General features: G+C 67.2%; 20 protein-coding genes. 9 read left to right on the top strand and 11 right to left on the bottom strand.

Features of this window, described 5'->3' with window-relative positions; all coding sequences use genetic code 11:
• Positions 1-51: 51 nt before the first annotated feature.
• Positions 52-990 carry a type IV toxin-antitoxin system AbiEi family antitoxin domain-containing protein gene (locus tag OVA31_RS04575; RefSeq protein ID WP_267629909.1) on the bottom strand — a complete coding sequence of 313 codons (939 nt, stop codon included), beginning with the start codon at positions 988-990 and terminating at the stop codon, positions 52-54.
• A gap of 232 nt (positions 991-1222) precedes the next feature.
• Positions 1223-2335, bottom strand: coding sequence for a CaiB/BaiF CoA transferase family protein (locus OVA31_RS04570; RefSeq protein WP_267629908.1), 1113 nt, complete (start codon positions 2333-2335; stop codon positions 1223-1225).
• A gap of 182 nt (positions 2336-2517) precedes the next feature.
• On the opposite strand from OVA31_RS04570, the gene mftE reads away from it, so the two are divergent.
• The 6 genes from mftE (at position 2518) to OVA31_RS04540 (ending at position 8454) form a co-directional block, all read left to right on the top strand.
• Positions 2518-3249 carry a mycofactocin biosynthesis peptidyl-dipeptidase MftE gene (mftE, locus tag OVA31_RS04565; protein ID WP_267629907.1) on the top strand — a complete coding sequence of 244 codons (732 nt, stop codon included), beginning with the start codon at positions 2518-2520 and terminating at the stop codon, positions 3247-3249.
• Positions 3246-4688 carry a mycofactocin biosynthesis glycosyltransferase MftF gene (gene mftF, locus OVA31_RS04560; protein WP_267629906.1) on the top strand — a complete coding sequence of 481 codons (1443 nt, stop codon included), beginning with the start codon at positions 3246-3248 and terminating at the stop codon, positions 4686-4688. Before mftE ends, mftF begins: the two co-directional genes overlap by 4 nt.
• Positions 4685-6010, top strand: a complete 1326-nt coding sequence (mftG, locus tag OVA31_RS04555) for a mycofactocin system GMC family oxidoreductase MftG (protein WP_267629905.1) — start codon at positions 4685-4687, stop codon at positions 6008-6010. Before mftF ends, mftG begins: the two co-directional genes overlap by 4 nt.
• 36 nt (positions 6011-6046) lie before the next feature.
• Complete coding sequence (locus OVA31_RS04550) at positions 6047-6475, top strand: PPOX class F420-dependent oxidoreductase (protein ID WP_267629904.1); 429 nt, start codon at positions 6047-6049, stop codon at positions 6473-6475.
• Positions 6476-6538: 63 nt separating this feature from the next.
• Positions 6539-7216: a FadR/GntR family transcriptional regulator gene (locus OVA31_RS04545; RefSeq protein ID WP_267629902.1), complete on the top strand. Its 678-nt coding sequence runs from the start codon at positions 6539-6541 to the stop codon at positions 7214-7216.
• Between the two features lie 119 nt (positions 7217-7335).
• Entirely contained in the window at positions 7336-8454 is a 1119-nt protein-coding gene (locus OVA31_RS04540; RefSeq protein ID WP_267631406.1) for a CynX/NimT family MFS transporter, read from the top strand.
• Positions 8455-8499: 45 nt separating this feature from the next.
• On the opposite strand, the gene OVA31_RS04535 is transcribed toward OVA31_RS04540, so the two are convergent.
• The 6 genes from OVA31_RS04535 to OVA31_RS04510 form a co-directional block, all read right to left on the bottom strand.
• Positions 8500-9864 carry an 8-oxoguanine deaminase gene (locus tag OVA31_RS04535; protein WP_267629901.1) on the bottom strand — a complete coding sequence of 455 codons (1365 nt, stop codon included), beginning with the start codon at positions 9862-9864 and terminating at the stop codon, positions 8500-8502.
• A 438-nt stretch (positions 9865-10302) separates the two neighbouring features.
• Positions 10303-11031 carry an aspartate/glutamate racemase family protein gene (locus tag OVA31_RS04530; RefSeq protein ID WP_267629900.1) on the bottom strand — a complete coding sequence of 243 codons (729 nt, stop codon included), beginning with the start codon at positions 11029-11031 and terminating at the stop codon, positions 10303-10305.
• Positions 11032-11104: 73 nt separating this feature from the next.
• The gene (locus tag OVA31_RS04525) at positions 11105-12673 is read right to left on the bottom strand and encodes an NCS1 family nucleobase:cation symporter-1 (RefSeq protein WP_267629899.1); all 1569 of its coding nucleotides are present in this window, start codon (positions 12671-12673) and stop codon (positions 11105-11107) included.
• Positions 12674-12838: 165 nt separating this feature from the next.
• A complete protein-coding gene (locus tag OVA31_RS04520) occupies positions 12839-13567 on the bottom strand; it encodes a YoaK family protein (protein ID WP_267629898.1) in 729 nt (242 codons plus the stop codon).
• Positions 13564-14676, bottom strand: a complete 1113-nt coding sequence (locus tag OVA31_RS04515) for an acetamidase/formamidase family protein (RefSeq protein WP_267629897.1) — start codon at positions 14674-14676, stop codon at positions 13564-13566. Before OVA31_RS04515 ends, OVA31_RS04520 begins: the two co-directional genes overlap by 4 nt.
• A complete protein-coding gene (locus OVA31_RS04510) occupies positions 14673-15395 on the bottom strand; it encodes a FadR/GntR family transcriptional regulator (protein ID WP_267629896.1) in 723 nt (240 codons plus the stop codon). Before OVA31_RS04510 ends, OVA31_RS04515 begins: the two co-directional genes overlap by 4 nt.
• Positions 15396-15474: 79 nt before the next feature.
• On the opposite strand from OVA31_RS04510, the gene OVA31_RS04505 reads away from it, so the two are divergent.
• From OVA31_RS04505 to hpxZ, 3 genes are read left to right on the top strand one after another with little or no spacing between them, the layout of a single operon-like run.
• Positions 15475-16731, top strand: coding sequence for an amidohydrolase family protein (locus tag OVA31_RS04505; RefSeq protein ID WP_267629895.1), 1257 nt, complete (start codon positions 15475-15477; stop codon positions 16729-16731).
• Entirely contained in the window at positions 16724-17278 is a 555-nt protein-coding gene (locus tag OVA31_RS04500) for a DUF1097 domain-containing protein (RefSeq protein ID WP_267629894.1), read from the top strand. The genes OVA31_RS04505 and OVA31_RS04500 overlap by 8 nt, the downstream gene beginning before the upstream one ends.
• Positions 17275-17652, top strand: a complete 378-nt coding sequence (gene hpxZ, locus OVA31_RS04495; protein ID WP_267629893.1) for an oxalurate catabolism protein HpxZ — start codon at positions 17275-17277, stop codon at positions 17650-17652. Before OVA31_RS04500 ends, hpxZ begins: the two co-directional genes overlap by 4 nt.
• A gap of 39 nt (positions 17653-17691) precedes the next feature.
• On the opposite strand, the gene OVA31_RS04490 is transcribed toward hpxZ, so the two are convergent.
• The 3 genes from OVA31_RS04490 to OVA31_RS04480 form a co-directional block, all read right to left on the bottom strand.
• On the bottom strand, positions 17692-18399 hold the full coding sequence (locus OVA31_RS04490) for a GntR family transcriptional regulator (protein ID WP_267629891.1): 708 nt from the start codon (positions 18397-18399) through the stop codon (positions 17692-17694).
• Positions 18400-18550: 151 nt separating this feature from the next.
• On the bottom strand, positions 18551-20497 hold the full coding sequence (locus OVA31_RS04485) for an alpha/beta hydrolase family protein (protein ID WP_267631405.1): 1947 nt from the start codon (positions 20495-20497) through the stop codon (positions 18551-18553).
• 47 nt (positions 20498-20544) lie between these two features.
• Positions 20545-22344: an N-acetylglutaminylglutamine amidotransferase gene (locus OVA31_RS04480; protein ID WP_267629890.1), complete on the bottom strand. Its 1800-nt coding sequence runs from the start codon at positions 22342-22344 to the stop codon at positions 20545-20547.

Below are 22344 nucleotides of genomic sequence, written 5' to 3'. Positions count from 1 at the left end.
CCGCGACCCCGATTACCCGGCGCGGATGCTGGGAACCGTCGCGGCTGCGGTTCAGCGGCGTCTGCGGGCGCGGTCCAGGCCGCGGCGGAGGAGTGCGTGGAGTCGTTCGGGGTGCATGCACTCCTGCCATCCCCATCGGACCACGGTCTCGTCGAGGTCCCGGATGGCGTCTTCGCGACGTTTCTCATCCCAGACCCGGTCACCGGGCTGCTCTCCCGGTTCGAGATCGGCGGTGTACTTTGCGCGACCGTCGACCTCCCCGACCATCCGGTCTTCTTCCCAGTAGAGGTCCACGCGGGCGACGAAGAGCCCGGAGGGTGTGAACAACTCGTGCTGCACGACGGGGGTTGGGACGTCGTCGAAGCCGACGATCAGTGCCCGACTGAATGATTCGGCGATGGATTCCGACTGCGGGTTCGCGTGGGGGAGGGCCGCGCGCGCCACGGTGTTGCCGACTCGACCGCGGTTGCGAGCCACGACGTCGCGGAGTTCGTCGACTGTTGCTCCCGCACGTAGTGCGGAATCGAAGACACACACGGCCTGGATCATGTTCCCGGTTCGTGCGATGTCGGCCGCGGTGCGGGCGAGCGAGGTGACCGTACGTCCGTCGACGGACACGACGTCGGCGGACGCGAGTCGTGCAGGGTGGAGGACTTGTCCCCGTCGATGACCACCGGAGGCGCGATTCACGGTGAAGTGCACATGGGAACGGTCGGGGTGCAGCAGCGGCAGGCCATGGAGTGCTGCTGCGGACTGATGACTGACCACCTTGTCGATCTCCGCGACCTCGCACGCGGCCAATACCCGGGCCAGGTAGGCGGCGTCGGCGGAACTCGATTCCGGCGCAGGAAGATAGACGCCGCGCCACGGTTTGATCAGCGTGCCGCCGTCGAGTTCCTGACGCAGTCGCCGGTCATCGGAACCGCGGGCGATGAGCGCGTCGCGCCTGCGGAACATGTCCGACGACGAGGTGTCGCCGTGTTCGTCCATGCAGCGATGATCCGCCGGTCATGCCTCGATCGGACGCTCGGGCCGACATCTGTGCACAACCCCGAACCGCCCACCAACCCATCCACACCCCCTCCACCCGCCAAACCCAGAACGCAGCCGCGACGGTTCCCGTCAACCGCGCCGGGTAAAAGGGGGCGCGGCTGACGGGAACCGTCGCGGCTGCGGAGGGGGTTAGGGGGGAGGGGAGGGGAGTGTGTGGGAGGGGTGGGGATCAGTCTTGCCAGAGGGTGGCGGGGTCGGTCGCCTCGCGGACCGGGCCCGTGGGGGTCTCCGGCGATGTGCGGGAGAAGCGGGGAGCGACCTGTGCCTGCATCACGCCGTCGATCTCGACGAGGTTGGCGCGTGCCGCCATGTGCGGATCGGCCGGCGCCTCGCCGAAGTCGAGGACCGGTGAGGTGCAGGCGTCCGTACCGTCGAAGACCTTTGTCCACTCGTCGCGGGTCCGCGACTTGAAGGTGTCGGTGAACACCTCTTTGAGCTTGGGCCAGTTGGCAATATCGTTCTGGTCGGGCAGGTCGGCGTCGGCCAGGCCCAGTCCGGTCAGCAATTCGGCGTAGAACTGCGGTTCGATCGCACCGACCGCCATGTACTTGCCATCGGAGGTCTCGTAGACCTCGTAGTACGGCGCGCCGGTGTCGAGCATGTTCACGCCGCGCGCGTCGCTCCAGAGTCCGGTCCCGCGGAAGGCCCACATCATCTGGCCGAGCACCGACGCACCGTCGACCATGGCGGCGTCGACGACCTGTCCGTTGCCCGAGGTCTGTCGTTCGAGGAGCGCGGCGAGGACTCCCATGACGAGGAACATCGATCCGCCACCGAAATCGCCGGCGAGATTGAGCGGCGGCACGGGGCGATCCTCTTTGCGGCCGATGGCGTGCAGCATTCCGGTCAGTGAGATGTAGTTGATGTCGTGTCCGGCGCGGTCGGCACGCGGGCCCTCCTGGCCCCAGCCGGTCATCCGCCCGTAGACCAGGCCGGGATTGATGGCCGACAGATCGTCGGGTCCGAAGCCGAGTCGTTCCATCACCCCAGGCCGGAAGCCCTCCAGCACCACATCGGCCTTGGTGACCAGGCGCAGGATGGTGTCGCGGTCCCCGGCATCCTTCAGGTTCGCCTCGACGACCCGGCGGCCACGCAGGAGCGCATCCGCGTTGCGGTCGGGTGCCGGCAGCGAGCCCGGACGCTGCACGCGAATCACGTCGGCCCCGAGGTCGGCCAGCAGCATCGCCGCATGTGGGCCGGGTCCGATGCCCGCGAACTCGACCACACGGATTGCGCTGAGGGGCCCACTCTTTCCGCTGCTGCGCGGCGCCGTTGACGTCATGATGTCCTCCCGGTCCGTACCCGCCCGATGTGTCGGGTCTCACGTCTGTCGGACCAGCATCCCATAACCGATCGATCGCTCGGACAACTGGGCCTGGGCAATCAGGGAATCATCGAAATCGAATCAAACAAATTGCACCGACTCGGTTAACACGCATCGACCGCGTCGCTAGAGTTGAACGAATGGAGCGTCGGGCCGCACTGGGACAGTTGTGCTGGCCTCAACTGTCGGATCGATCGGTCACCCTTCTGGTCCCGCTGGGCGCCACCGAGCAGCACGGTCCGCATCTCCCGCTCGACACCGACAGCAGGATCGCGACGGCCGTCGCCGGCCGCGCTGCCGAACGATTCTCTGTTGCCGACGGCGGGGAGGAGCCCCGACTCGTGGCGGCCGCCCCCGCCATCAACTACGGTGCGAGCGGTGAGCACGAGGGCTTCCCGGGGACCATCTCGGTCGGGCACGAGGCCCTGCACCTCCTCCTGGTGGAGTACGGCCGCAGCGCCTGCCGCTGGGCGGACCGTGTGGTCTTCGTCAACGGACACGGCGGCAACGGGCCGACGCTGGCCGCCGCGGTGGACACCCTGCGCTACGAAGGTCGCGACGCCGCCTGGTTCCCCTGCGCCACTCCGGGGGCCGATGCGCACGCCGGGATCACCGAAACCTCTGTGCTGCTGCACTTTTCGCCGGAGGACGTCAGCCTCTCCGCTGCCGAGGTCGGAAACGTCACCCCCGTTTCCGCGTTGCTGCCCGCGATGCGCGCCGGCGGTGTCGCCGCGGTGAGCACCAACGGCGTGCTGGGTGATCCGACCGGCGCGAGCGCGGAGCACGGCGCGAGCGTGACCGACGCGCTGGTCACCGCGCTGGTCACGGCCGTCGGATCGTGGTCGGTCGGAGAGTCGGGGCGACTCGCATGACCGCGGTCGAGAAGGAACTGCCGCCGACCGCTGCCGTCGACCACAGTCTGCCCGATGGTTTCCAGGTCCAGATCGACATGCGGTGCGCGCCGCACAAGGATCTCCGCTACCTCGTCGGCGGATCGCCCACCCGGATGCTCCGCCTCACCGACGCCGCGCTGGGGATGACATCGGCCGACGGCCGCATCGAGGTTGTCGACGCGGCCACCCGGAGTCTTGCGCGTCGTCTGCTCGACAGCGGAATTGCCAACCCCCGCCCCATGTTCGGGCCGCGACCCGAGAACGTCACGGTCGTGGTGCCGGTGCGCGGCAACCAGCCAGGGGTCGACCGTCTGCTGCAGGCCGTCTCCGGTGCGAAGGTGATCGTCGTCGACGACGGCTCCGACGTACCGCTGCGGGCGTGCGGCCGGGACGTCACGCTGATCCGTTTCGACGAGAATCGCGGTCCCTCGGCCGCCCGCAATGCGGGGGCCGCGGCGGCGACGACGGATTTCGTGGCCTTCCTCGACTCCGACGTGGTGCCCCCGGCGGATTGGCTGACCATGCTGCTGGGGCATTTCTCCGATCCGGCGGTCGGGATCGTGGCACCTCGGATCGTGGGGCTGAGTCGCGACGACTGCGATGTCTCGCTGTCCGAGCGCTACGAGAACGGGTATTCGTCGCTCGACATGGGCCCGAACGAGTGCTCCGTGGTTCCCGGCAGCCGGGTCCCGTATGTGCCGAGTGCTGCAATGTTGGTGCGGCGTAGCGCCTTTCAGGACTTCGACGAGACTCTGCGGGTCGCCGAGGACGTCGACCTGTGCTGGCGGACGCACAAGGCGGGCTGGCGGGTCCGCTACGACCCGGTCGCCCAGGTGTCCCACGACCACCGGACCGGGATGCGGTCGGTGCTCGACCGCCGACGGTACTACGGAACCGGCGCGTCCTATCTCGCGGACCGGCACGGTGGATTCGCCGCCCCCGTCGTGATGTCAGTGCCGATGGCTGTTGCGGTGGTCGCGCTGATGACCCGGACGAAGATCGGCCTGGCGATCGCCATGATCATCCTCGGGCAGATCGGCATGCGCCTTCGACGACGGCTCGGCGAGCTGCCCGATGCGCCGATCGTCGCGACGCAGATGACCGGGCGAGCGGTCGGGTTCGGACTCCTGCAAGCGGCCGGGGCGATCTGTCGGCATTACTGGCCGGTGGCGGTGATCCTCGCGATCGTGTCCGCGCGCTTCCGCCGACTCGCGGTGGAGGTCGCGATCGCGGAGGGCATGGTCTCGTGGGTCCGCCAGGTGGTGGCCGAACCCGAAGCCGGACCGGCGCTCGGACCGGTCGCCTACACCCTTTTCCGGCGTCTCGACGATCTCGCCTACGGCGCCGGGCTGTGGCAAGGAGCATTGAGCCACCGCGATTTCGGTGCCCTGCGGCCGGTGATCACCAACAAGACATGACCCTCGGCGATCTCCCCGCGACCGCCGATGTGGTGATCGTCGGCGCCGGGAGCGCGGGGTGTGTGGTCGCGGAGCGGTTGTCCCGCGATCCGGACCGGACCGTCCTCCTGATCGAGCGCGGATCGTCGCAATGGCCCACCGAAGCGGTTCGCGATCTCCGCGGCCTGCCGATCGCCTTCGGTTCGCCCTATGCCGTTTCGCACGAGGAGCCATCGGGCCTCGCCGTGGTCCGCGGTCGCGGGCTGGGCGGGTCTTCCTCGGTGAACGGCGGTTACTTCATGAGGTGGCATGCCGGCGACTTCGCGGACTGGCCTTCCGGATGGCGCCCGGACGAGATCGGCGCCTCCTACGCAGAGCTGGACGGCCGCGGTGGGACGATGAGCGTGTCACCGTTCACCGACGACGAGCTGGCCGAGGTCGCTACCCGATTCGAATCCTATTGGAGCGACATCGTTCCGGTGCGACCGCCGGCCGACGCGTGGCCGATCGTCGGGCTCAACCGGGTACGGTCGAACCGGGACGGCATGGTGCGTCGTACTGCGGCGGAGGCGTACCTGCGTGGCGCGCTGGACCGGACGAATCTCACCATCTGTGCGGACGCCGAAGTCGCCGGGCTGCGGCGGTCCGGCGCCGAGGTCACCGGGGTCGTCGTGGGTGACGCCGTGGTCGGTACCGGCGAGGTGATTCTCTGCGCAGGCGCGATCGGCACCGCCGTGATCCTGCTGCGGTCGGGACTCGCAGGGGCTGCCGATCGCGATGTCCTGGCCGTCCGTGAGCACCGCGAGGTGCTGGTTCACTACCGTAGCCGTGTCGACGGCCCGCCGACCGCGTTGCTGCAGTCGGTGGTCCACACCGCCGATGATCTCGAGATACGTTGCTACAGCAGTGATATGGCTCGCTACGTCGAAGGTCTTCCGCCGGTCGGGCCCGCCATCGGCGTCGCCGCGATGCGTCCGGGTACCCGAGGCGCGGTACGCGTCATCGGTGGCGATCCGATCGTCGATCTCGGTGTCGTCGACTTGGCGGAGGCAGCCCGGCTCGAGCGGGGCGTGGCGGCGGTGACCGACATGCTGCGGTCTGCCGTGTTCGCCGACATCGTCGAGCCCGGTTCGGTGGCGGTCGACCCCGTCGTACGGACCTCGCAGCATGCGTGGGGCAGCATGCCCATGGGAACCCGTACCGACGAGCTCGGCGGTGTCTCCGGGGTCCGAGGTCTACGGATCGTCGACGGATCGATCCTGCCGACCGCTGGGCGCAGCGGGCCGCACGCCACGATCATGATGCTCGCATGCCGAATCGCTGCCGTGCTGGCTGATCGCTGACCGTGTGCCGACGCGCCCGGGCCGTATGGTGGGGACATGGCCGCATCCCTGGACGATCCCGACATCCGTGAGTTCCTGACCGGCGGTACCCGGACGGGCCACCTCGGTTACCTCGCCGCCGACGGCAGGCCGCTCGCCGCGCCGGTCTGGTTTGTGCTGGACGGGGACCGCATTGCCTTCAACACGGGGTCGGGCACATCGAAAGCCCGCTGCATGCAACGAGATTCGCGCGTGGTCTTGACGGTCGACCTCCCCGAGCCGCCGTACGCCTTCGTTCAGATCCAAGGCCGGGCGGTGACCGCTGACGATCTCGACGAGGTGAAGCGGATCGCGACACTCTGCGGTGCGCGCTACATGGGAGCCGACCGTGCCGAAGAGTTCGGCGACCGCAACGGGGTCCCCGGCGAGCTCGTGGTGTGGATCGAGCCGACCAAGGTGATCGCCTCGCTCGACGTCTCGGGGTGATGCCTCCTCGCCCATGCACGGACGCTTCCTCGTCGCCAAACATGGGATGTTAGGGTGTTTGCCATGAACGACGTGATCACCCCGCCGCGACGGACCAGCGAGCTCGTGGTGGACCGGATGCGGGATCTCATCAGGTCCGGTGAGTGGGCAGTAGGTGAGCGGATCCCTCCCGAACCGGCCCTCGTGGCGATGTTCGGTGTGGGGCGCAACACGATCCGCGAGGCGGTACGAGCTCTGGAACATGCCGGAATGCTCGTCCCGCGGCGCGGCGACGGTACTTATGTGCGTAGTCGCAACCTGCTTGCGGCGGCGATCGAGAGCTGCGTTCCGGGGTCGGCCCAGCACGACCTGCTCGGCGCGCGTCGGGCCATCGAGGTCGAGGCTGCGGCTGCCGCCGCCCAGAGTGCCTCGGCCGAGGAGGTCGCCGGGTTGCGCATGCGTCTGCGGGCCGCGGAGCATGCTTTCGCCATCGGTGATGTGGCGGGATATACGCAGGAGGACATAGCATTTCACGCCACGTTGGTCGAGATCTCGGGCAATCGTCTGCTGCTCGAACTCTACGACGGCATCGTGGAGGTGATGCAGCGCCTGCACGAAAGTGTCGTGGAGGCAACGTTGGCGGCCGGTGATCATCCATCTGGCCACGTCGGCGTGGTCGACGCGATCGAGGCCGGTGATGCAGCTGCCGCCCGGGCCGCGGTCCATTCCTACCTCGATGCGGCGCTGCGGGGGCTGGCTTGACGGGCGATAGGCAGGCGGAGTCGTCGTCGGTCCTGACGGAGCCGGAACGCACGGCCGACGTGTCGTCGGGCGGCAATGCCCCGAGGGGGATCGCCGCCGTCGTCGCAGCGGTCGGCATCATGCTCGTGGCCGCCAACCTTCGCCCGCCGGTGGTCTCGGTGGCGCCGCTGGTCGACGACATCATGGGCGACCTCGGGTTCAGCAGTGCGGCAGCCGGATTGCTGACCACTCTGCCGGTGCTGTTCTTCGGGTTCAGCGCCCCGATCGCGCCACGCATCGCCGCGCGGTACGGGATCGAACGGACCATCTTCGGCTCGCTGATCTTCCTGATCCTGGGCATGGGTCTGCGATTCGTACCGAACATTACGAGTCTGCTCCTGGGCTCGGCGGTGATCGGAACGGCGATCGGCATCTGCAACGTGGTGCTGCCCGCACTCATCAAACGCGATTTCGCACACCGCTCGGGTCTGATGACGGGGCTGTACTCGATGACGCTCTCGGGCGGGGCGGCGGTCGCCGCCGCCCTGACCATCCCGATCGACGATCTGGACGACGGCAACTGGCGCCTGACGCTGACGTCGTGGACGCTGCTCGCGGTGGTGGCGCTGGTTGTCTGGGTTCCGCAGCTGACTCGGGTCCATCGAGTGGCAGTGACCAGCACGCCCACGTCCTTGTGGCGGAACCGGATCGCCTGGGCCATAACGATCTTCATGGCTTCACAATCGATCATCTTCTACACCTTCAGTGCGTGGCTGCCCCAGTACCTCATCGACCACGGCCGGACAGCGGGCGAGGCCGGGACCACTCTGGCCATCGGCCAGGTCGTGGCGTTGACCGCCTCACTGCTGATCCCCATCGTCGCCGGAAGGTTCGCCGATCAGCGGGCCATCACCCTGGGTGTGGTGGCCGTGTGCGCGGCAGGGTTCATCGGGCTGGTGACCGTTCACGTGTGGACGACGCTCTGGGTCATCATGATCATGTTCGGTCCGGGCGCCTCGATCAGCCTGGTGCTGTTGTTCATGGTGCTGCGAAGCCCGTCGACGGTGGCCACCGGCCAGGTGTCGGGGATGGCCCAGTCGGTCGGCTATGTGGTGGCCGCGATCGGTCCGATCGCGATCGGCGCTCTGCACGACGTCACCGGGTCCTGGAATCTGGCGATGTCTGTGCTGGGGCTGGCCCTCGTCCCGCAGGCGCTGTCCACACTGCTCGCGGCGAAGAACGTCACGATGAAGGCCTGAGGCGGCTGCACGGCTGAGCCTGACGGGGCCGAGACGGTGCCGTCGTCAGACTGCCACTCCTTGGATACGCCGAGCCTCGACGGTGTGTGCGGTGACGATGTCGGACGCGGCGGAATTCTGAATCTGTCCGTCGCGGACGAGAATCCGGCCTGCCACGATGGTGGTGTCGGCCGACATCGGGCCGCATCGCAACCACGCCTCCACCGGGTCGGTGATCGCGCCGGCGAGTGCCATGGCCGAGCCGGTCCAGATGACGAGGTCGGCGCACGCGCCGGGGCTCAGGTGACCGGTCTCGTCGTCCCAGCCGAGGCAGGCCGCACTGCCGCGCGTCGCGATGTTCAGCACGTCGCGGGCGGTCATCGCGGTCGATCCGCCCCGGTAGCGACCCAGCGTCAGAGCGGCACGGGCCTCGAGCCACATCGACCCGTGATCCGTGGACGCCGACCCGTCGCACCCGAGGCCGACCGGAGCGCCGAGTGCGCGAAGCCGCGCGACGTCGGCGGTTCCGCCACCGATGAGCATGTTCGAACTCGGGCAGTGCGCGACCCCGACTCCGGCCGCGCCCATCCGCGCCTGTTCGTCGTCGGATGGATAGATGAAATGTGCCACCCAGGAACGTGATTGCATCCAGCCCACGCTGTCGAAGTAGTCGACCGGGCTCATGCCGTACACCTCCTGGCAGTACGCCAGTTCGTCGTGATCTTCGGCCAGGTGGGTGTGCAGGCGGACGTCGCGGCTCTCGGCCAGGGCCGCGGTATCCGACATGAGTTGGGCGGTGACCGAGAACGGCGAGCACGGCGCCAGCGCGACGCGCGACATCGCGCCCGGCGAGGGGTCGTGAAATTTGTCGATGAGCCGCTCGGAATCGGCGAGGATCACGTCGGGTTCCTGGACGACCTGCACGGGTGGCAACCCGCCGTCGGCAGTGGAGCGGGTCATCGAGCCCCGATTGGCGTAGAAACGGAATCCGAGATCACGCGAAGCTCGGATCTGCGCGTCTATCAACCCATCTCGCGGATGCAGGTACATGTGGTCGGACGACAGGGTGCAACCGCCGAGTAACAGTTCCGCCATCGCGACCCAGGTGGACAGGTAGACGGCCTCGTCGTCGATCTGCGCCCACAGCGGGTAGAGCGTGGTCAGCCAGTCGAAGAGTCCGGCGTTGACCACCGGCGCAAATGAACGGGTCAGGTTCTGATACATGTGGTGGTGGACGTTGATCAGGCCGGGCGTGACAAGTTTTCCCTGGGCGTCGATCCGGGTCCTCGCGTCGGGGGTCTCGTCGGTGGCCGTCCCGATGCTGTGGACGCGACCATCCGAGATGGCGATCCAACCGTCGGGGACTTCCCAGTCGGTGTCGACGTAGATGTAGGCGTTGCTGATCAGCAGATCGCACGGCTTCTCGGCCATGAGTACCTCCGGGCAGGCCGCAGCACAGAGCTGCGGAGTGGAACCCTGTCCCGGAATCTGGTCACCCGGATCGTCACCGCGAGGTCGCGGACGGGTCGATCATGTGCATTAGTGACTATCTGCGGCAATGGTTTCGGTCGTGTTACCCCGGAGTTTCGGTTTGGGTGGAAGTCCGAAATCCGTGGAGCACCGACCTGGTCGACGGTCATGACCGGACGGTCCATCTGCTGATACACTCCTCCGCCGGCGCTCCGGAGCTACTCGATCAGCGAAAGGCTGATGTGCCGGAGCCGGACACCACGACGCCGCCCCTTCGAGACCCTCGCAAGCTCGCTCCTCAGGGAACGAGAATCGCTCCACGAGCCGGGTGGCGGCCAAACATGCCCGCCGACGCCGGGAACGCGAACGCCACCGACGACGACGCGGATCGGGCGAAGGTCATGTTTTCCCGAAGTCCTCCAGCGGCCCGGAGTAGATCTTCGGTGGGGGAGTGGCGAACTCGCCGGACGCGATTCCGGTGCGCAGGCCCATCGCGGCCATCGACGACAGCATGCCGACTCCGGCGGCTACGCCGTCGATCACCGGGGCGCCGATTGTGCCGCTGATGCGGTGGGCCAGGTCGGCCATCCCGGCACAACCCAGGACGATCACGTCGGATCCGTCGGCGTGCAGTGCCTCGCGGCACGCCTTCTCGAGGATCTCCGCGGTCGCCGGGTTGGACTCGAGTTCGAGGACCGGGATGTCGCAGGCATGGATGCCTCGGCACTGACGAGTGAATCCGTAGTGCTCGACCAGATCTCCCGCGCGGCCGATCGTACGGTCCAAGGTGGTCACGATCGAGAACCCGCGTCCGAGAGTGGCGGCGAGATGCATGGCAGCCTCGGCGATCCCCATCACCGGGGCGTCGGCCAGCTCGCGCGCGGCATCGAGACCGGGGTCTCCGAAGCACGCGACGAGATAGCCGTCGTGATCGGGATGCTCGGCGATGGCGCGCAGGAGCCCGGGGACCGCCAAGGCCTCGTCGTAGTGGCTCTCGATGGACGCCGGCCCCATCGACGAGGTGACGGCGACGATCGAGGCGTCCGGTCGGGCCACGGAACGCGCCGCGACGGCGATGACGTCGGTCATCGCCGTCGCGGTGTTCGGGTTGATGACGCAGATGCGCATCGTCTCTCTGTTACTCCTCTGGATTCAGGCGTTCCCGCGCCGACGTTCCCGTGCCGACGTTCCCGTGCCGGCGTTACAGCGCTGACGGTTCGAGCTTGCCGTCCTTGGCGGTCGGCAGCACCGCGGGGACCTCGCCCGAGTCATAGATGAAACTCGTCGGCGCGAACTTCATCCCGAGCCAGTACACCACCGCGCCTGCGGCGGCTCCCATGAACCAGGTGAAGCTGGCCTGATATGCGGTGCCCCAGATGACGAAGCTGATCGGGAGGATCGAGGCGATGATCACCGAGATCACCGCGACCGGGTTCCAGCCGTTGCGATACGAGTAGGACTTGCCCGGGTCCATGCTGAACAGGTCGTCGACCTCGATCCGCTGTTTCCTGATGAGGTAGAAGTCGATGATCAGGATGCCGAACAGCGGACCGATCACCGCTCCGAGCGTGTCCATCGTGTAGTGGATGGCGGTGGGGTTGTTGAACAGATTCCACGGGGTGATCAGCACCGAGCCGACGGCGGCGATCATGCCGCCGGTGCGCCAGGTGATCTTGGTGGGCGCCACATTCGAGAAATCGAAGGCGGGGGAGACGAAGTTCGCCACGATGTTGATGCCGATCGTGGCGATCGCGAACGTCAGCACACCGAGCACGGCGGCGGTGGTGTTGTCGATCTGGTCGACGATGTGCACGGGGTCGGTGATGATGTTGCCGTCCTCGTCGTGACCGATCACCGTTGCGCCGGCGGAGACAGTGCAGACGACCAGGAGCGAGAAGAACAGGAAGTTGACCGGCAGACCCCAGAAATTGCCCTTCTTCACTTCGGCGAACGATTTGCCGTACCGCGAGAAGTCGCCGAAGTTGAGCATCGGACCGGAGAAGTAGGAGACCACCAGGGCGAAGGCGCTGAGCATCTGGGTGACCGACGACCATCCGGACAATCCTGGTCCGGTCGACAGGTCGAGGCTGACATTGCTCCACCCCGCCTTCACGATGAGGTATGCCGCCAGCGCCACCATCACGACATACACTGCGGGACCGCAGAAGTCGATGAACTTGCGGATGGTGTCCATGCCGTTCCAGAACACGAACGCCTGCAGGACCCACATCAGGATGAAACCTGCCCAGCCCAGAACGCTCAACCCGAGAAAGCCGTGCTGATCGACGTCGCCCCACGGCTCGAGGCCCGGCCAGAACTTCAGAGCGAGCAGACCGAAAGCGACCGAGGCCAAGTAGGTCTGGATGCCGTACCAGACGACGGCGATGCAACCACGGATGATCGCGGGGATGTTGGCGCCTTTGACGCCGAACGCAACGCGCGTGGTCACCGGATACGGGACGCCGGCCAGCTGCGATGGTTTGGCCACCAGGTTGCAGAGCAGGTTGACGGCGATGATGCCGACCACCAGTGCGACGAGCACCTGCCACGCTGCGATGCCGAGTGCGAACAGACTGCCCGCGAACACGTAACCGCCGACGCTGTGCACGTCGGACATCCAGAACGCGAAGATGTTGTACCACGTCCACTTCTGCTCTTTGAGTGGCGCGAGATCGGAGTTGGTGAGGTTCTGGTGATACCCGAGTTTGATGACGCTTTCGCCTGCCGCACTCTCATGTGCGGTCGCGACGTCGGCAGAAGGTGCGGACATGGTGGCTCTCCCGGTCAGACGGAGTCAGCGCCGGATGATCGGGGACGCTGATGTGATCAAGCTAAGAATGGTTTGTTACCCGGGAATTAACGGATAGATATATTTCCGGATATCCGCATTCTTTTCGTGCCAGATTCGGCACCCGTCTGACCGGGTCCGCCGCGTTCAGGTGCGGCCGGCGACCGCCGTCTCTGCATTCTCATCGGTTCGCCGCTGATCGTGGATCGCGCCGGTGACGGTGACACCCGTGATCAGGAGCGCTGCCACCAGCAGCGCGGCACCCATGTGGGCGTGCATCACCGCGGCACCGGCAGCAGCGCCGAGGATGATGGCCACCACTGCCGCGACCCGGCGGCCGGTGCCGCTGCCCTTCCCGGAACCGAGGACCGAATCGGCCGCCAGACCGGTGATGGTCGACGTCACCACCACAGTCGTCACGTCCTTGACCGCCACCACTCTGGCCGCTGCTGCCTGAATCCCCATCGCGGTGGCCGCGAGCGTGGTGATGGTGATCATCGCCGGCCTGACCGGATGCTGGCCGGTGACGAACAGCGTTGCGGCGAGCGCGAACATGATCGTCGCGACGGTCGCGAACAACGCGGTGGTTCGGGTGGTCCATTGCCTGCCCTGGCCGCGCAGGACCCGGCCGCCCAGGGCCGCGCCGACCATGAATCCCGCCAGCGCCATCGCAGGCCCGAGGACGGGGAGACCCGAGCCGCCTGCGACGGCCATCCCGAGCACCACGACGTTGCCGGTCATGTTGCCGGTGAACACCTTGTCCAGGCCGAGATAGCCGACCGCGTCGTTGATGCCCGTGGTGAACGTCAGGATGATCATGAGCACCAGATGCATTCGCTCATCCGGGATCGCCCGGAGCCGCGTGACGAGGCTCACGACGCGAAGTCCGTCCGCCGGATCCGGGCGTGCACGCCCTTCACGACATCCACGACCTGGGAGATGTTGAAGTCTGTTGCGGCACTGAGGTATGCGAGTGCCTGAGCATGGTCCATGCCGTATCGCGCGGACAGGAGTGACACCGCGGCGCGGACACAGTTCTGCACCGCCACGTCGAGGTCGGTGTCGAGGCCGGTGGGGACGAGGAACTCCTGCGTCTCCGCGATGGGGCCGACGAGGTCGCCGAACCGTGCCGCGACGTCCGGCGCGCGAACGATGTCGAACCTGACGGTGGCGCGCAGCGATGCCTCCAGCGCAGTGAGCGCGACCTCGCCGTCGCCCTGGGCGAAGTGCGGATCCCCGACGTAGGCGAGCGCGCCGGGAACCTGGACGGGCAGGTACAGGGTGCTGCCTGCGGTCAGAAGATTGATGTCGATGTTGCCGCCGTGGGCGCCGGGAGGGATGGAATGGGCGCGGGTGTCGCCGTCGACCGCCACGCCCATGATCCCGAGAAACGGGGACAGCGGGAACCGGGCCGCGGGTCCGTCGACGTCCTGGGTCAGCGGCAGCACCCCGTATGCCGCGTCCGCTTCTTCCTGCACGGAGACGAATGCGCTGTAGGTGATTCCGCCGGAGGGATATTCGCCGGGCAGGGAGCCCCGCCCGTGGCGATTGGACACGACCCCGTAGGGCACGCGCCGCAGCGTCTCCACGATCGTCATCGCGAGCAGGTCGCCGGGCATCGCGCCGACGACCTCGATGGGGCCGGTGGTGACGTGCGGTCCGTCGATGCCCTGGCGGTGTGTGCGGTCGGACGCACACAAGGCGACCGCTTCGTCGAGGACACATTCGGGCGCGACCCCGTGAGCCCCGAAATACTTGCGGGGATCGCGACCCTGGTCCGCGAGGATGCCCTCGTGACTCAGGGTGTCGATCGTCAGCGTGGTGCCCGGCAGCACGCTCATCACGGGACGGTCGGTCGCGCAAGGGAGATCACCCCAGAAGATCTCCTCGGGTCGGCACGGGAGATAGTCGTCGCCGACGACCGGTCCCGAACCCTGCGCCAGAATCGCGGTCTCGTTCACCGATGACAGTGATGAGAAGGTCATTTCGCCCGCCGATCCACGAGTCGCGCGACGTCGGAGAGATGGTCGGTCATCGCCGCCACCGCAGCCTCGTGGTCGCTGTTCTGTACTGCCTGAAAGATCTGTTTGTGCCCGTCGAAGGACATCCGCCTGCCCTCGCGGGTGGCGTGTGAGCGCGCACGGACGTTCTGTACCCACCCGCTGCTGAGCTGACAGAGCGAGATCAGCAACGGATTGCGCGCCGCCCGCGCCAGTTGGAGATGGAATGCCACATCCTGCTCGAGCGATTCGGCGGGATTCAGTCCGGTGTGACTCGACGCCAGGATGTCCTCGAGGGACACGAGATCGGACTCGATGGCCCGGTCCGCCGCCAGGCCCGCCACCTGTGGCTCGATCAGCATCCGCAGTTCGGCCACGTGATCCTCCTCGGCATCATCGGCCATCGTCTCCAGGATCGCCGTCGCGTTGGCCGACCGGGGGAGCACGATCGTGCCGCGACCGGGAGTCCTGGCAAGTAGCCGCCGCTGCTCGAGCTCCTGCAACGCCTCGCGGATCGTCGTGCGCGAGACCTCGAGGTTCTCCGCGAGCACCCGTTCTGGCGGGAGTTTGTCGCCCGGGTTGAGCTCGTTGGTGATCATGCCCTCGAGATAGGCCGCGGTGCTCGCGCTGAGCGTGCGTCCTCGTCGTATCACGGCGCCTCCCGAATCGAACTTGGTCTCTTGGTATGACCAAGTGTAACTCATGCGTTACTCCTCGCGCGCACCGCGGAAACACTCGGCCGCAACAGTGGCAGTTGTTGTTCGAGTCACGAGGAGAACAGAAATGGACCTGATTCTGCGTGCTGCGCGAGTGGTCGACGACGCTCCACTCGTCGACATCGCCGTGGAGGGTGGGCGGATCGCAGAGATCTCGCCGCGATGCGGCTCCGCGGCCCGTGAGGAGATCGACTGCGGAGGCCGTGTGGTGATCCCGGGCCTGATCGAGTCGCACCTCCATCTGGACAAAGCACTGCTCGACAAGGAGAAACCCAATCGCGACGGCACGCTGGCCGGCGCGATCGAGGTGACCGGCGAACTCAAACGCCAGTTCACCGCCGACAATGTGCGACACCGGGCACGGCAGATCATCGAGCAGGCGATCATCAACGGCACCACGGTGATCCGTGCCCATCCCGACGTGGACCCGATCGTCGGGCTGCTGGGCGTCGAGGTGCTTCTCGAGCTCCGTGAGGAGTATCGGGGGCTGGTCGATCTGCAGATCGTCGCCTTTCCGCAGGAGGGGATTCTGAAGGCTCCGGGTACCGCGGACCTGCTGCGCGAGTCACTGCGGCGGGGAGTCGACGTGATCGGTGGGTGCACCTACAACGAGATCGACCTCGCCACCTGTCATCGGCACGTCGAGATGGTGTTCGACCTGGCCGAGGAGTTCGATGTGCCCGTCGACATGCACGCCGACTTCGCCGACGACGCAGACGATCCCCGCTTCGCGCTGGCCGATTTCATCGCCGAGACCACCGATCGTCGAGGTATGGCCGGTCGGGTCGCGCTGGGACACATGACGTCCCTCGCCGGGCGCGACGAGACCGAGCGACGTGCCGTGCTCCGGAATCTCGCCGCGGCGGGTGTCGCGGTGGTTCCGCTCCCCGCCACCGACATGCACCTGGGCGGACGCGGCGACACCGAGAACGTCAGGCGGGGAGTGGTACCGGTCAAAGATCTCTGGGATGCCGGAGTGACCTGCGCCTACTCGTCGAACAACATCCGTAATGCCTTCACGCCGTACGGGAATGCGGACATGCTCGACATCGGTCTGCTACTGGCTCAGGTCGGCCATCTGTCCGGGAGCGCAGACCTCGCCAGGGTTCTCACCATGGCGACCCACATGGCTGCCGAGGTGGTCGGCATCGCCGACGGCTACGGAATCCTGCCGGGGCGAGCCGCCGACATGGTGGTCCTGTCGTCGACTTGCGTCGCCGACATCCTGCTCGACCGACCAGATCGCTGTTTTGTCATCAAGGGTGGCCGCGTCGTCGCGCGGACCACCCGAACCACTCACATCGCGGAGGTTCTCTGTGCGTGACCGTATCCCTCACGAAATCGTCGCTTCCTTCCTCGCCGGCTGCACCGCCTTCATCGGCGGCACGGCTCTGCATCTCCCGCCGTGGGCGATCTTCATCAGTTGGGCAGGAACGTTTCTCCTGGGCGGCCCGTCCATGGCCAACGCCCGCCGACTGTGGGTCACGATGCCCGTCGGGTCGACATTCGCTCTCGTCATCGTCCTGATCGACCAGCAGATCGGCACCATCGCCGGTAGCGGGCAACTGGCGAAGGACGCCGTGCTCGCGCTGATCATCTTCGTGGTGAACTCCGCCCTGATGTACACCGGTCGCCTCGCCACCTTCTCGCTGATACCGGGGATGTTCCTCGGCTTCGCGTCCTTCTTCGCGACCTTTTTCGGCGGCTTCGGTTTCGCGCCGGGCAATCCCTGGGCCGCCTGGGTCTCGGTGGTCGCGATGAACTTCCTGGGACCGGTGTTCGCGTACCTGTCGCGACGGCTGGCCTTCCCCCGGCCGGCGGCTGAGCCTGCGCGTGTCCGGCCATCCGGCAAGCTCGCGCTGGATTCATGACCGACCCGTATGCCCTCACCCGCGCGGCGGTACGACGTGCCTTCGACCGCTACGAAACGGCCTTGGTGGACAACGACATACCGGTGCTCGACGAACTGTTCTGGGACGACGCGCGCACGATCCGGTTCGGTGCCACCGAGGAACTGTTCGGCTACGACCAGATCCGCGCGTTCCGTGCGGCCCGCCCGTCGGCCGGTCTCGATCGCTCATTGGACCGAGTGGACATCACCCCGCTCGGCCCCGACCACGCGGTCGCCAACGCGACGTTCCGTCGGGAGGGTGTGGCCGCGGTCGGCCGGCAGTCCCAGGTGTGGGTGCGGTTCGCGGGGGAGTGGCAGGTGGTGGCCGCGCACGTCTCGTCGCGGCCGATCTGACGAGCGGCCCGCCGGGCGCAGTGCCGGTGGCCCGTGTCGTCAGTCGTCGTGGCGTACTCCCAGTTCGGCCGCGGTCTCGACGATGGCGCTCTCCAGCCGCTGATGATGGATCTGCCCCACCTCCAGCACCGCGGCGGTGTCGCGGGCGGCAAAGGCGTCGAGCAGCGCGGCGTGGTCGTCGTTGAGGGCCTCCTGGATCGCTGAGCCGACCGCCCGCATCGCCTGGAAGGGTTCGGTGAGATTCCAGGTCGCCTCGAACATGTTCAGCAGTCGGGGCATGGCGCACGGAGTGGTGAGCTCGCGGTGGAACTCGCGGGAGACATCGTGAAAGGCCTTGCGGTCGTCGTACTTCACCGCTGTCACCAGTTCCTCGTGCCGTCCCCGGGCGCGGTCGAGACCCGCGGAGTCGATGAGGTCTACGGCTCGCGCCAGCGCGGCCTGCTCCAGAGTTCCTCGCACGAAATAGATCTCGCGGAGTTCGTCGATCGAGAGCTGGCTGACGCGGTAGCCGGCGTTTCGTTGGTGTACGACGAGGCCTTCACCCACCAGCGTCTTGAGAGCCTCGCGTACGGGGATGGGGCTCACCTGAAAGGCATCCGCGACCTCGCCGGGCGGGATCTGCGCACCGGGCGGCGCACCGCCGGACAGGATCAACCGCCGGAGTTCCTCGAGCACGTTTGCGCGCGCACTCTCCGATCGCGTCTCCACCAGCTGGGCGATGAGCCGGTCGGTCATGCGTGCGCTCATCGGCACCCCACAGCGCGCACACCCGTCGCGAGAGCGCCCGCCTCCTGACAAGCACCCCCGAAATGCGCCCGCCATGGGCGGGGCATCGACAGATGGTGCGCGGCGCCACTCCGGAGGGCGGTTTTCCGGGGCGCTTCTCGGGGGCGGTGCCTCATCGTGCCTCCGGTGCTCCGGGCCGCGACGGGTGGTCGAGAATCCAGCCCGCGACCGCCTCGGTCAGTCGTTGCTGATTGTGGCGTTTGACGATCTCGTGCCCTTCGTCGTCGAACATCAGCATCGCGGCGACGGCACCGCGGGCACGCAATTCGTCGACCATCTGCCGGGATTCGCTGACCGGCACGTTCGTGTCGTGGGCGCCGTGCACCACCAGCAGGGGTGCCCGGACGTCGGCGATGCGATGGATCGGTGACAGGTCGGCGAGCAGTTCGCGATCGGAGTCGGGGTGACCGTACTTGGTGTACGCCGCCACCGCGATCCACGGCTCGGTGTTGCGGAAGAACGACTCGAGGTCGCTCATCCCGCAGATGGCGATGCCGGCGGCGAAGGTGTCGGGGTGAAAGGTCAGGCAGGCGAGGGTGAGATAGCCGCCGTACGAGCGACCCGAACAGTAGAGTGCTCCGGGATCGGCGATACCCCGTGCGACAAGGTGTTCGGCGCAGTCGGCCGCGTCGTCGATACCGGCATAGCGGCCGTACCGGTCGTCGGCGTGCGAGAACAGTCGCCCGTATCCCGACGATCCGCGCACGTTGGGGGCGAACACCGTGATCCCGGCGTCCACCAGCGGTCCGAAGAGGAAGTTGTAGTCGGGGCGCGTCTGCGCCTCGGGACCCCCGTGAAAATACAAGACGGTCGGCCCAGGGCCCGCGCGCTTCGAGCGGAACAGCAGACCCGACAGCGGCATCCCGTCCCGGGCCGACAGTTCCAGCACCTCCGGCACGAGTCCGGTCGACGGACCCTCGCCGGCCACCACATCGTCGCGGATCGGGATCACCTCGCCGGTCCCGGTGTGGATCAGATGGACCAGCGGTGAGTGTTGCGGGCTCGACACGGTGACGGCGACCAGCCTCCCCGCCGCGCTGACGGAGAGTTCGGTGGCCACCTCGCCCGGCAGGTCGATGGGATCGTGCAAGGTCTGATCGGGGAGGGTGAGGATCTGTAATTCGCTGCGCCCTGCCACATTCCAGAGCATGGCCACCGTCGACTGGTCGTTGCTCACCACGAACTCGTCGATGCCGGCGTCCGGGCGTTGCGCCAAGACCCGGAACCGGACGCCGTGTCGACCGACCTCGACGCCGAGCAGGCGCGGATACTTGCTGTCGAAATCGCTGACGACGATGGCCTGCACGCTGTCGAGATCGCGATCGGCATCCTGCGGGGGGCCGGTGAACACCAGCGACGGATGATCGAAACCCTGGTCCAGGATGTGACCGTCATCGGTGACCGCGCCGGGATCGTTGGGCAGCAGCGGCGTCATCACGACGCTGTCGGACGCGATGTCGAGCCGTCGGCGCAGCAACAGCATGTCGCGATAGCCGCGCGGACCGACGCGGATGAGCGTGGCGCCCTTCCATGAGTCGATGAGCGCGCCGCCCACACGGACGTCGAGTGTCATGGTCGCCGACGTACCCGGGTGTACCCGCAGCGAATGCGCGGTGCCGTCGGGTTCGGTCGCGGTGATGAGCACCCAATCGGTGTCCCACCCGACCAGCGAGACGGTGCCGAAGGATCGCCCGGCGCCGCCGGCAGGGCGCCCGGGAGTATCCCCGTCGGGGCGGGTCGCGCCGATGCGATGGGCGGTGTCGTCGTCGGGATCGGTGGTCACCACCCAGACCTGGTGGTGCTCACCGCCGCTCGGGGCGATCTCGACCGCCAGCCACCTGCTGTCGGTCGAGTGCACGATCTTGCGCACCGGACCGGTCGACCGCAGGCTCACCCAGCGGAGTTCGCCGACGCCGGAAACCGACAGGGAGCGCTGTGCGGCACGTGGATATCCGGTGCCGTCGTCGACGATGTAGGCGAACGCCTTTCCGTCCGGCGACACCGATGCACCGTAGGTGTGCCATCCGCGGTCGTCGAAACGGACGGTGTGCGCGGGCATCGAGCCGTCGCGGCCGGGGGTGCCGACGGGAATCGCCCTGCTCACGCTCACGGGGCGGTGACTGCTTCCATGCTCTGTAGCCACATCTCCAGCATGGCAACCTGCCACAACTCGTTGGCATCCAGGGTGGTCCGGATACCGTTCGGGTCGGCGAACAAGCGGTCGAGTGCCTCCGGCCGGTACAGCCCCCGAGTGGTTGCCGCGCTCGAGCGGAGGGTGTCCGCGACGAGATCGAGCACGCCGCCCTCGAGATGCCGGATACCGGGCACGGGGAAGTACCCCTTGGTGCGATCGATGACGGCGGACGGGAGCAGGGAACGGCTGGCGTCCTTGAGGATTCCCTTGCCTCCGTGGGCGAGTTTGAGATCGGGCGGGCAGCTGGCCGCGAGCTCGACGAACTCGTGGTCGAGGAACGGGACCCGTGCCTCCAGGCCCCACGCCATGGTCATCGTGTCGACCCGTTTGACGGGATCGTCCACGAGCATGACGGTGGTGTCGAGACGTAGCGCCGCGTCGACCGCGGTCCGGGCGCCGGCCGCCGATTGGTGGGCGTGGGCGAACTCCCAACTCGGGTCGTAGTCCTGCTCGAGGTGGTAGGCCTCGCCGAGCAGCTCGCCGATCGCTGCATGGTCGCGGTCGAAGAAGACGCTCGCGTAGGCCTTGGTGGTGTCGTCGCGGGGGGTGTGCTGCAGCGGCGGATACCAGCCGTATCCGCCGAGGATCTCGTCGGCGCCCTGGCCGGATTGCACCACCTTGATGGATTTGCTGACCTCTTCGGACAGGAGATAGAAGGCCACACAGTCGTGGCTGACCATCGGTTCGCTCATCGCGGCGATGGTGCCGGGTACCGCGGGCAGCAGCCGGTCGGTGCCGATGTGGATCTTGTGATGGTCGGTGGCGAAGGTGTCGGCGATCAGATCGGAGTACGCGTATTCGTCTCCGGATTCTCCACCGGCAGAGTCGAATCCGATGCTGAAGGTCGCGAGGTCGGTCTGTCCCTGCTCGGCCAGCAACGCGACCACGAGAGACGAGTCGATACCTCCGGACAGCAGCACGCCGACCGGGACGTCGGCGACCATCCGGCGGCGGACCGAGGTGCGCAGCGAATCCAGCAACTCGTGCTGCCACCGCGATTCGTCCCAGTCGCCACGGTCGGGGTGCGGGGAGAAGGCCGGCGTCCAGTAGCGCTTCTCCGTGCTGCGGCCGTCCGGTGTGATGGTCCGGACCGTCGCGGGCGGCAGTTTCCGGATGCCGTTGTAGATGGTGTGGGGTGCGGGGACGACGGAATGGAAACTGAAGTAATGGTGCAGGGCCACCCGGTCGATGGAGGTGTCCACATCGCCGGCCCGGAGCAGAGCCTGTAGCGACGACGCGAACCGAAGCCGCCCGGGGGTTTCGGCGAGATAGAGCGGTTTGATCCCCAGGCGGTCGCGGGCCAGCGTGAGACTGCCGGTGTCGGTGTCGACCACCGCGAAGGCGAACATCCCGATGAGGTGGTCGACGCAGTCGGCTCCCCAGGCATGGAAGGCCTTGAGGATGACCTCGCTGTCGGCGTGGGAGAAGAAGCGGTAACCCTTGGCCTCGAGCTCTTCCCGCAGCTCGCGATGGTTGTAGATGCAGCCGTTGAACACCAGCGCCAGGCCGAGCTCCGGGTCGACCATCGGCTGCGCGCCACGTTCGGAGAGGTCGATGATCTTGAGACGCCGATGGCCCAGCGCCACTGAACCTGTGGCGAAGACACCGGATCCGTCCGGTCCGCGCCGGGACATCGATCCGGTCATCACCCCCACGGCGCCGATGTCGGGAGTTGTCGCGTCGAAACGGATCTCACCGCATACACCACACAT

This window comes from Gordonia sp. SL306 (assembly GCF_026625785.1).
Classification (GTDB): Bacteria; Actinomycetota; Actinomycetes; order Mycobacteriales; family Mycobacteriaceae; genus Gordonia.
This window is presented reverse-complemented; position numbering and strand designations above follow the sequence as displayed.

What these genes read in the sequence shown, in the direction of transcription:
- OVA31_RS04480 (WP_267629890.1), bottom strand. Translation starts at nt 22,344, where the DNA reads ATGTGTGGTGTATGCGGTGAGATCCGTTTCGACGCGACAACTCCCGAC.
- OVA31_RS04485 (WP_267631405.1), bottom strand. Translation starts at nt 20,497, where the DNA reads ATGCCCGCGCACACCGTCCGTTTCGACGACCGCGGATGGCACACCTAC.
- hpxZ (WP_267629893.1), top strand. Translation starts at nt 17,275, where the DNA reads ATGACCGACCCGTATGCCCTCACCCGCGCGGCGGTACGACGTGCCTTC.
- OVA31_RS04540 (WP_267631406.1), top strand. Translation starts at nt 7,336, where the DNA reads ATGCTCGTGGCCGCCAACCTTCGCCCGCCGGTGGTCTCGGTGGCGCCG.
- OVA31_RS04525 (WP_267629899.1), bottom strand. Translation starts at nt 12,673, where the DNA reads ATGTCCGCACCTTCTGCCGACGTCGCGACCGCACATGAGAGTGCGGCA.
- OVA31_RS04575 (WP_267629909.1), bottom strand. Translation starts at nt 990, where the DNA reads ATGGACGAACACGGCGACACCTCGTCGTCGGACATGTTCCGCAGGCGC.
- mftE (WP_267629907.1), top strand. Translation starts at nt 2,518, where the DNA reads ATGGAGCGTCGGGCCGCACTGGGACAGTTGTGCTGGCCTCAACTGTCG.
- mftG (WP_267629905.1), top strand. Translation starts at nt 4,685, where the DNA reads ATGACCCTCGGCGATCTCCCCGCGACCGCCGATGTGGTGATCGTCGGC.
- OVA31_RS04510 (WP_267629896.1), bottom strand. Translation starts at nt 15,395, where the DNA reads ATGAGTTACACTTGGTCATACCAAGAGACCAAGTTCGATTCGGGAGGC.
- OVA31_RS04550 (WP_267629904.1), top strand. Translation starts at nt 6,047, where the DNA reads ATGGCCGCATCCCTGGACGATCCCGACATCCGTGAGTTCCTGACCGGC.
- OVA31_RS04515 (WP_267629897.1), bottom strand. Translation starts at nt 14,676, where the DNA reads ATGACCTTCTCATCACTGTCATCGGTGAACGAGACCGCGATTCTGGCG.
- OVA31_RS04570 (WP_267629908.1), bottom strand. Translation starts at nt 2,335, where the DNA reads ATGACGTCAACGGCGCCGCGCAGCAGCGGAAAGAGTGGGCCCCTCAGC.
- OVA31_RS04490 (WP_267629891.1), bottom strand. Translation starts at nt 18,399, where the DNA reads ATGAGCGCACGCATGACCGACCGGCTCATCGCCCAGCTGGTGGAGACG.
- OVA31_RS04535 (WP_267629901.1), bottom strand. Translation starts at nt 9,864, where the DNA reads ATGGCCGAGAAGCCGTGCGATCTGCTGATCAGCAACGCCTACATCTAC.
- OVA31_RS04505 (WP_267629895.1), top strand. Translation starts at nt 15,475, where the DNA reads ATGGACCTGATTCTGCGTGCTGCGCGAGTGGTCGACGACGCTCCACTC.
- OVA31_RS04545 (WP_267629902.1), top strand. Translation starts at nt 6,539, where the DNA reads ATGAACGACGTGATCACCCCGCCGCGACGGACCAGCGAGCTCGTGGTG.
- OVA31_RS04530 (WP_267629900.1), bottom strand. Translation starts at nt 11,031, where the DNA reads ATGCGCATCTGCGTCATCAACCCGAACACCGCGACGGCGATGACCGAC.
- mftF (WP_267629906.1), top strand. Translation starts at nt 3,246, where the DNA reads ATGACCGCGGTCGAGAAGGAACTGCCGCCGACCGCTGCCGTCGACCAC.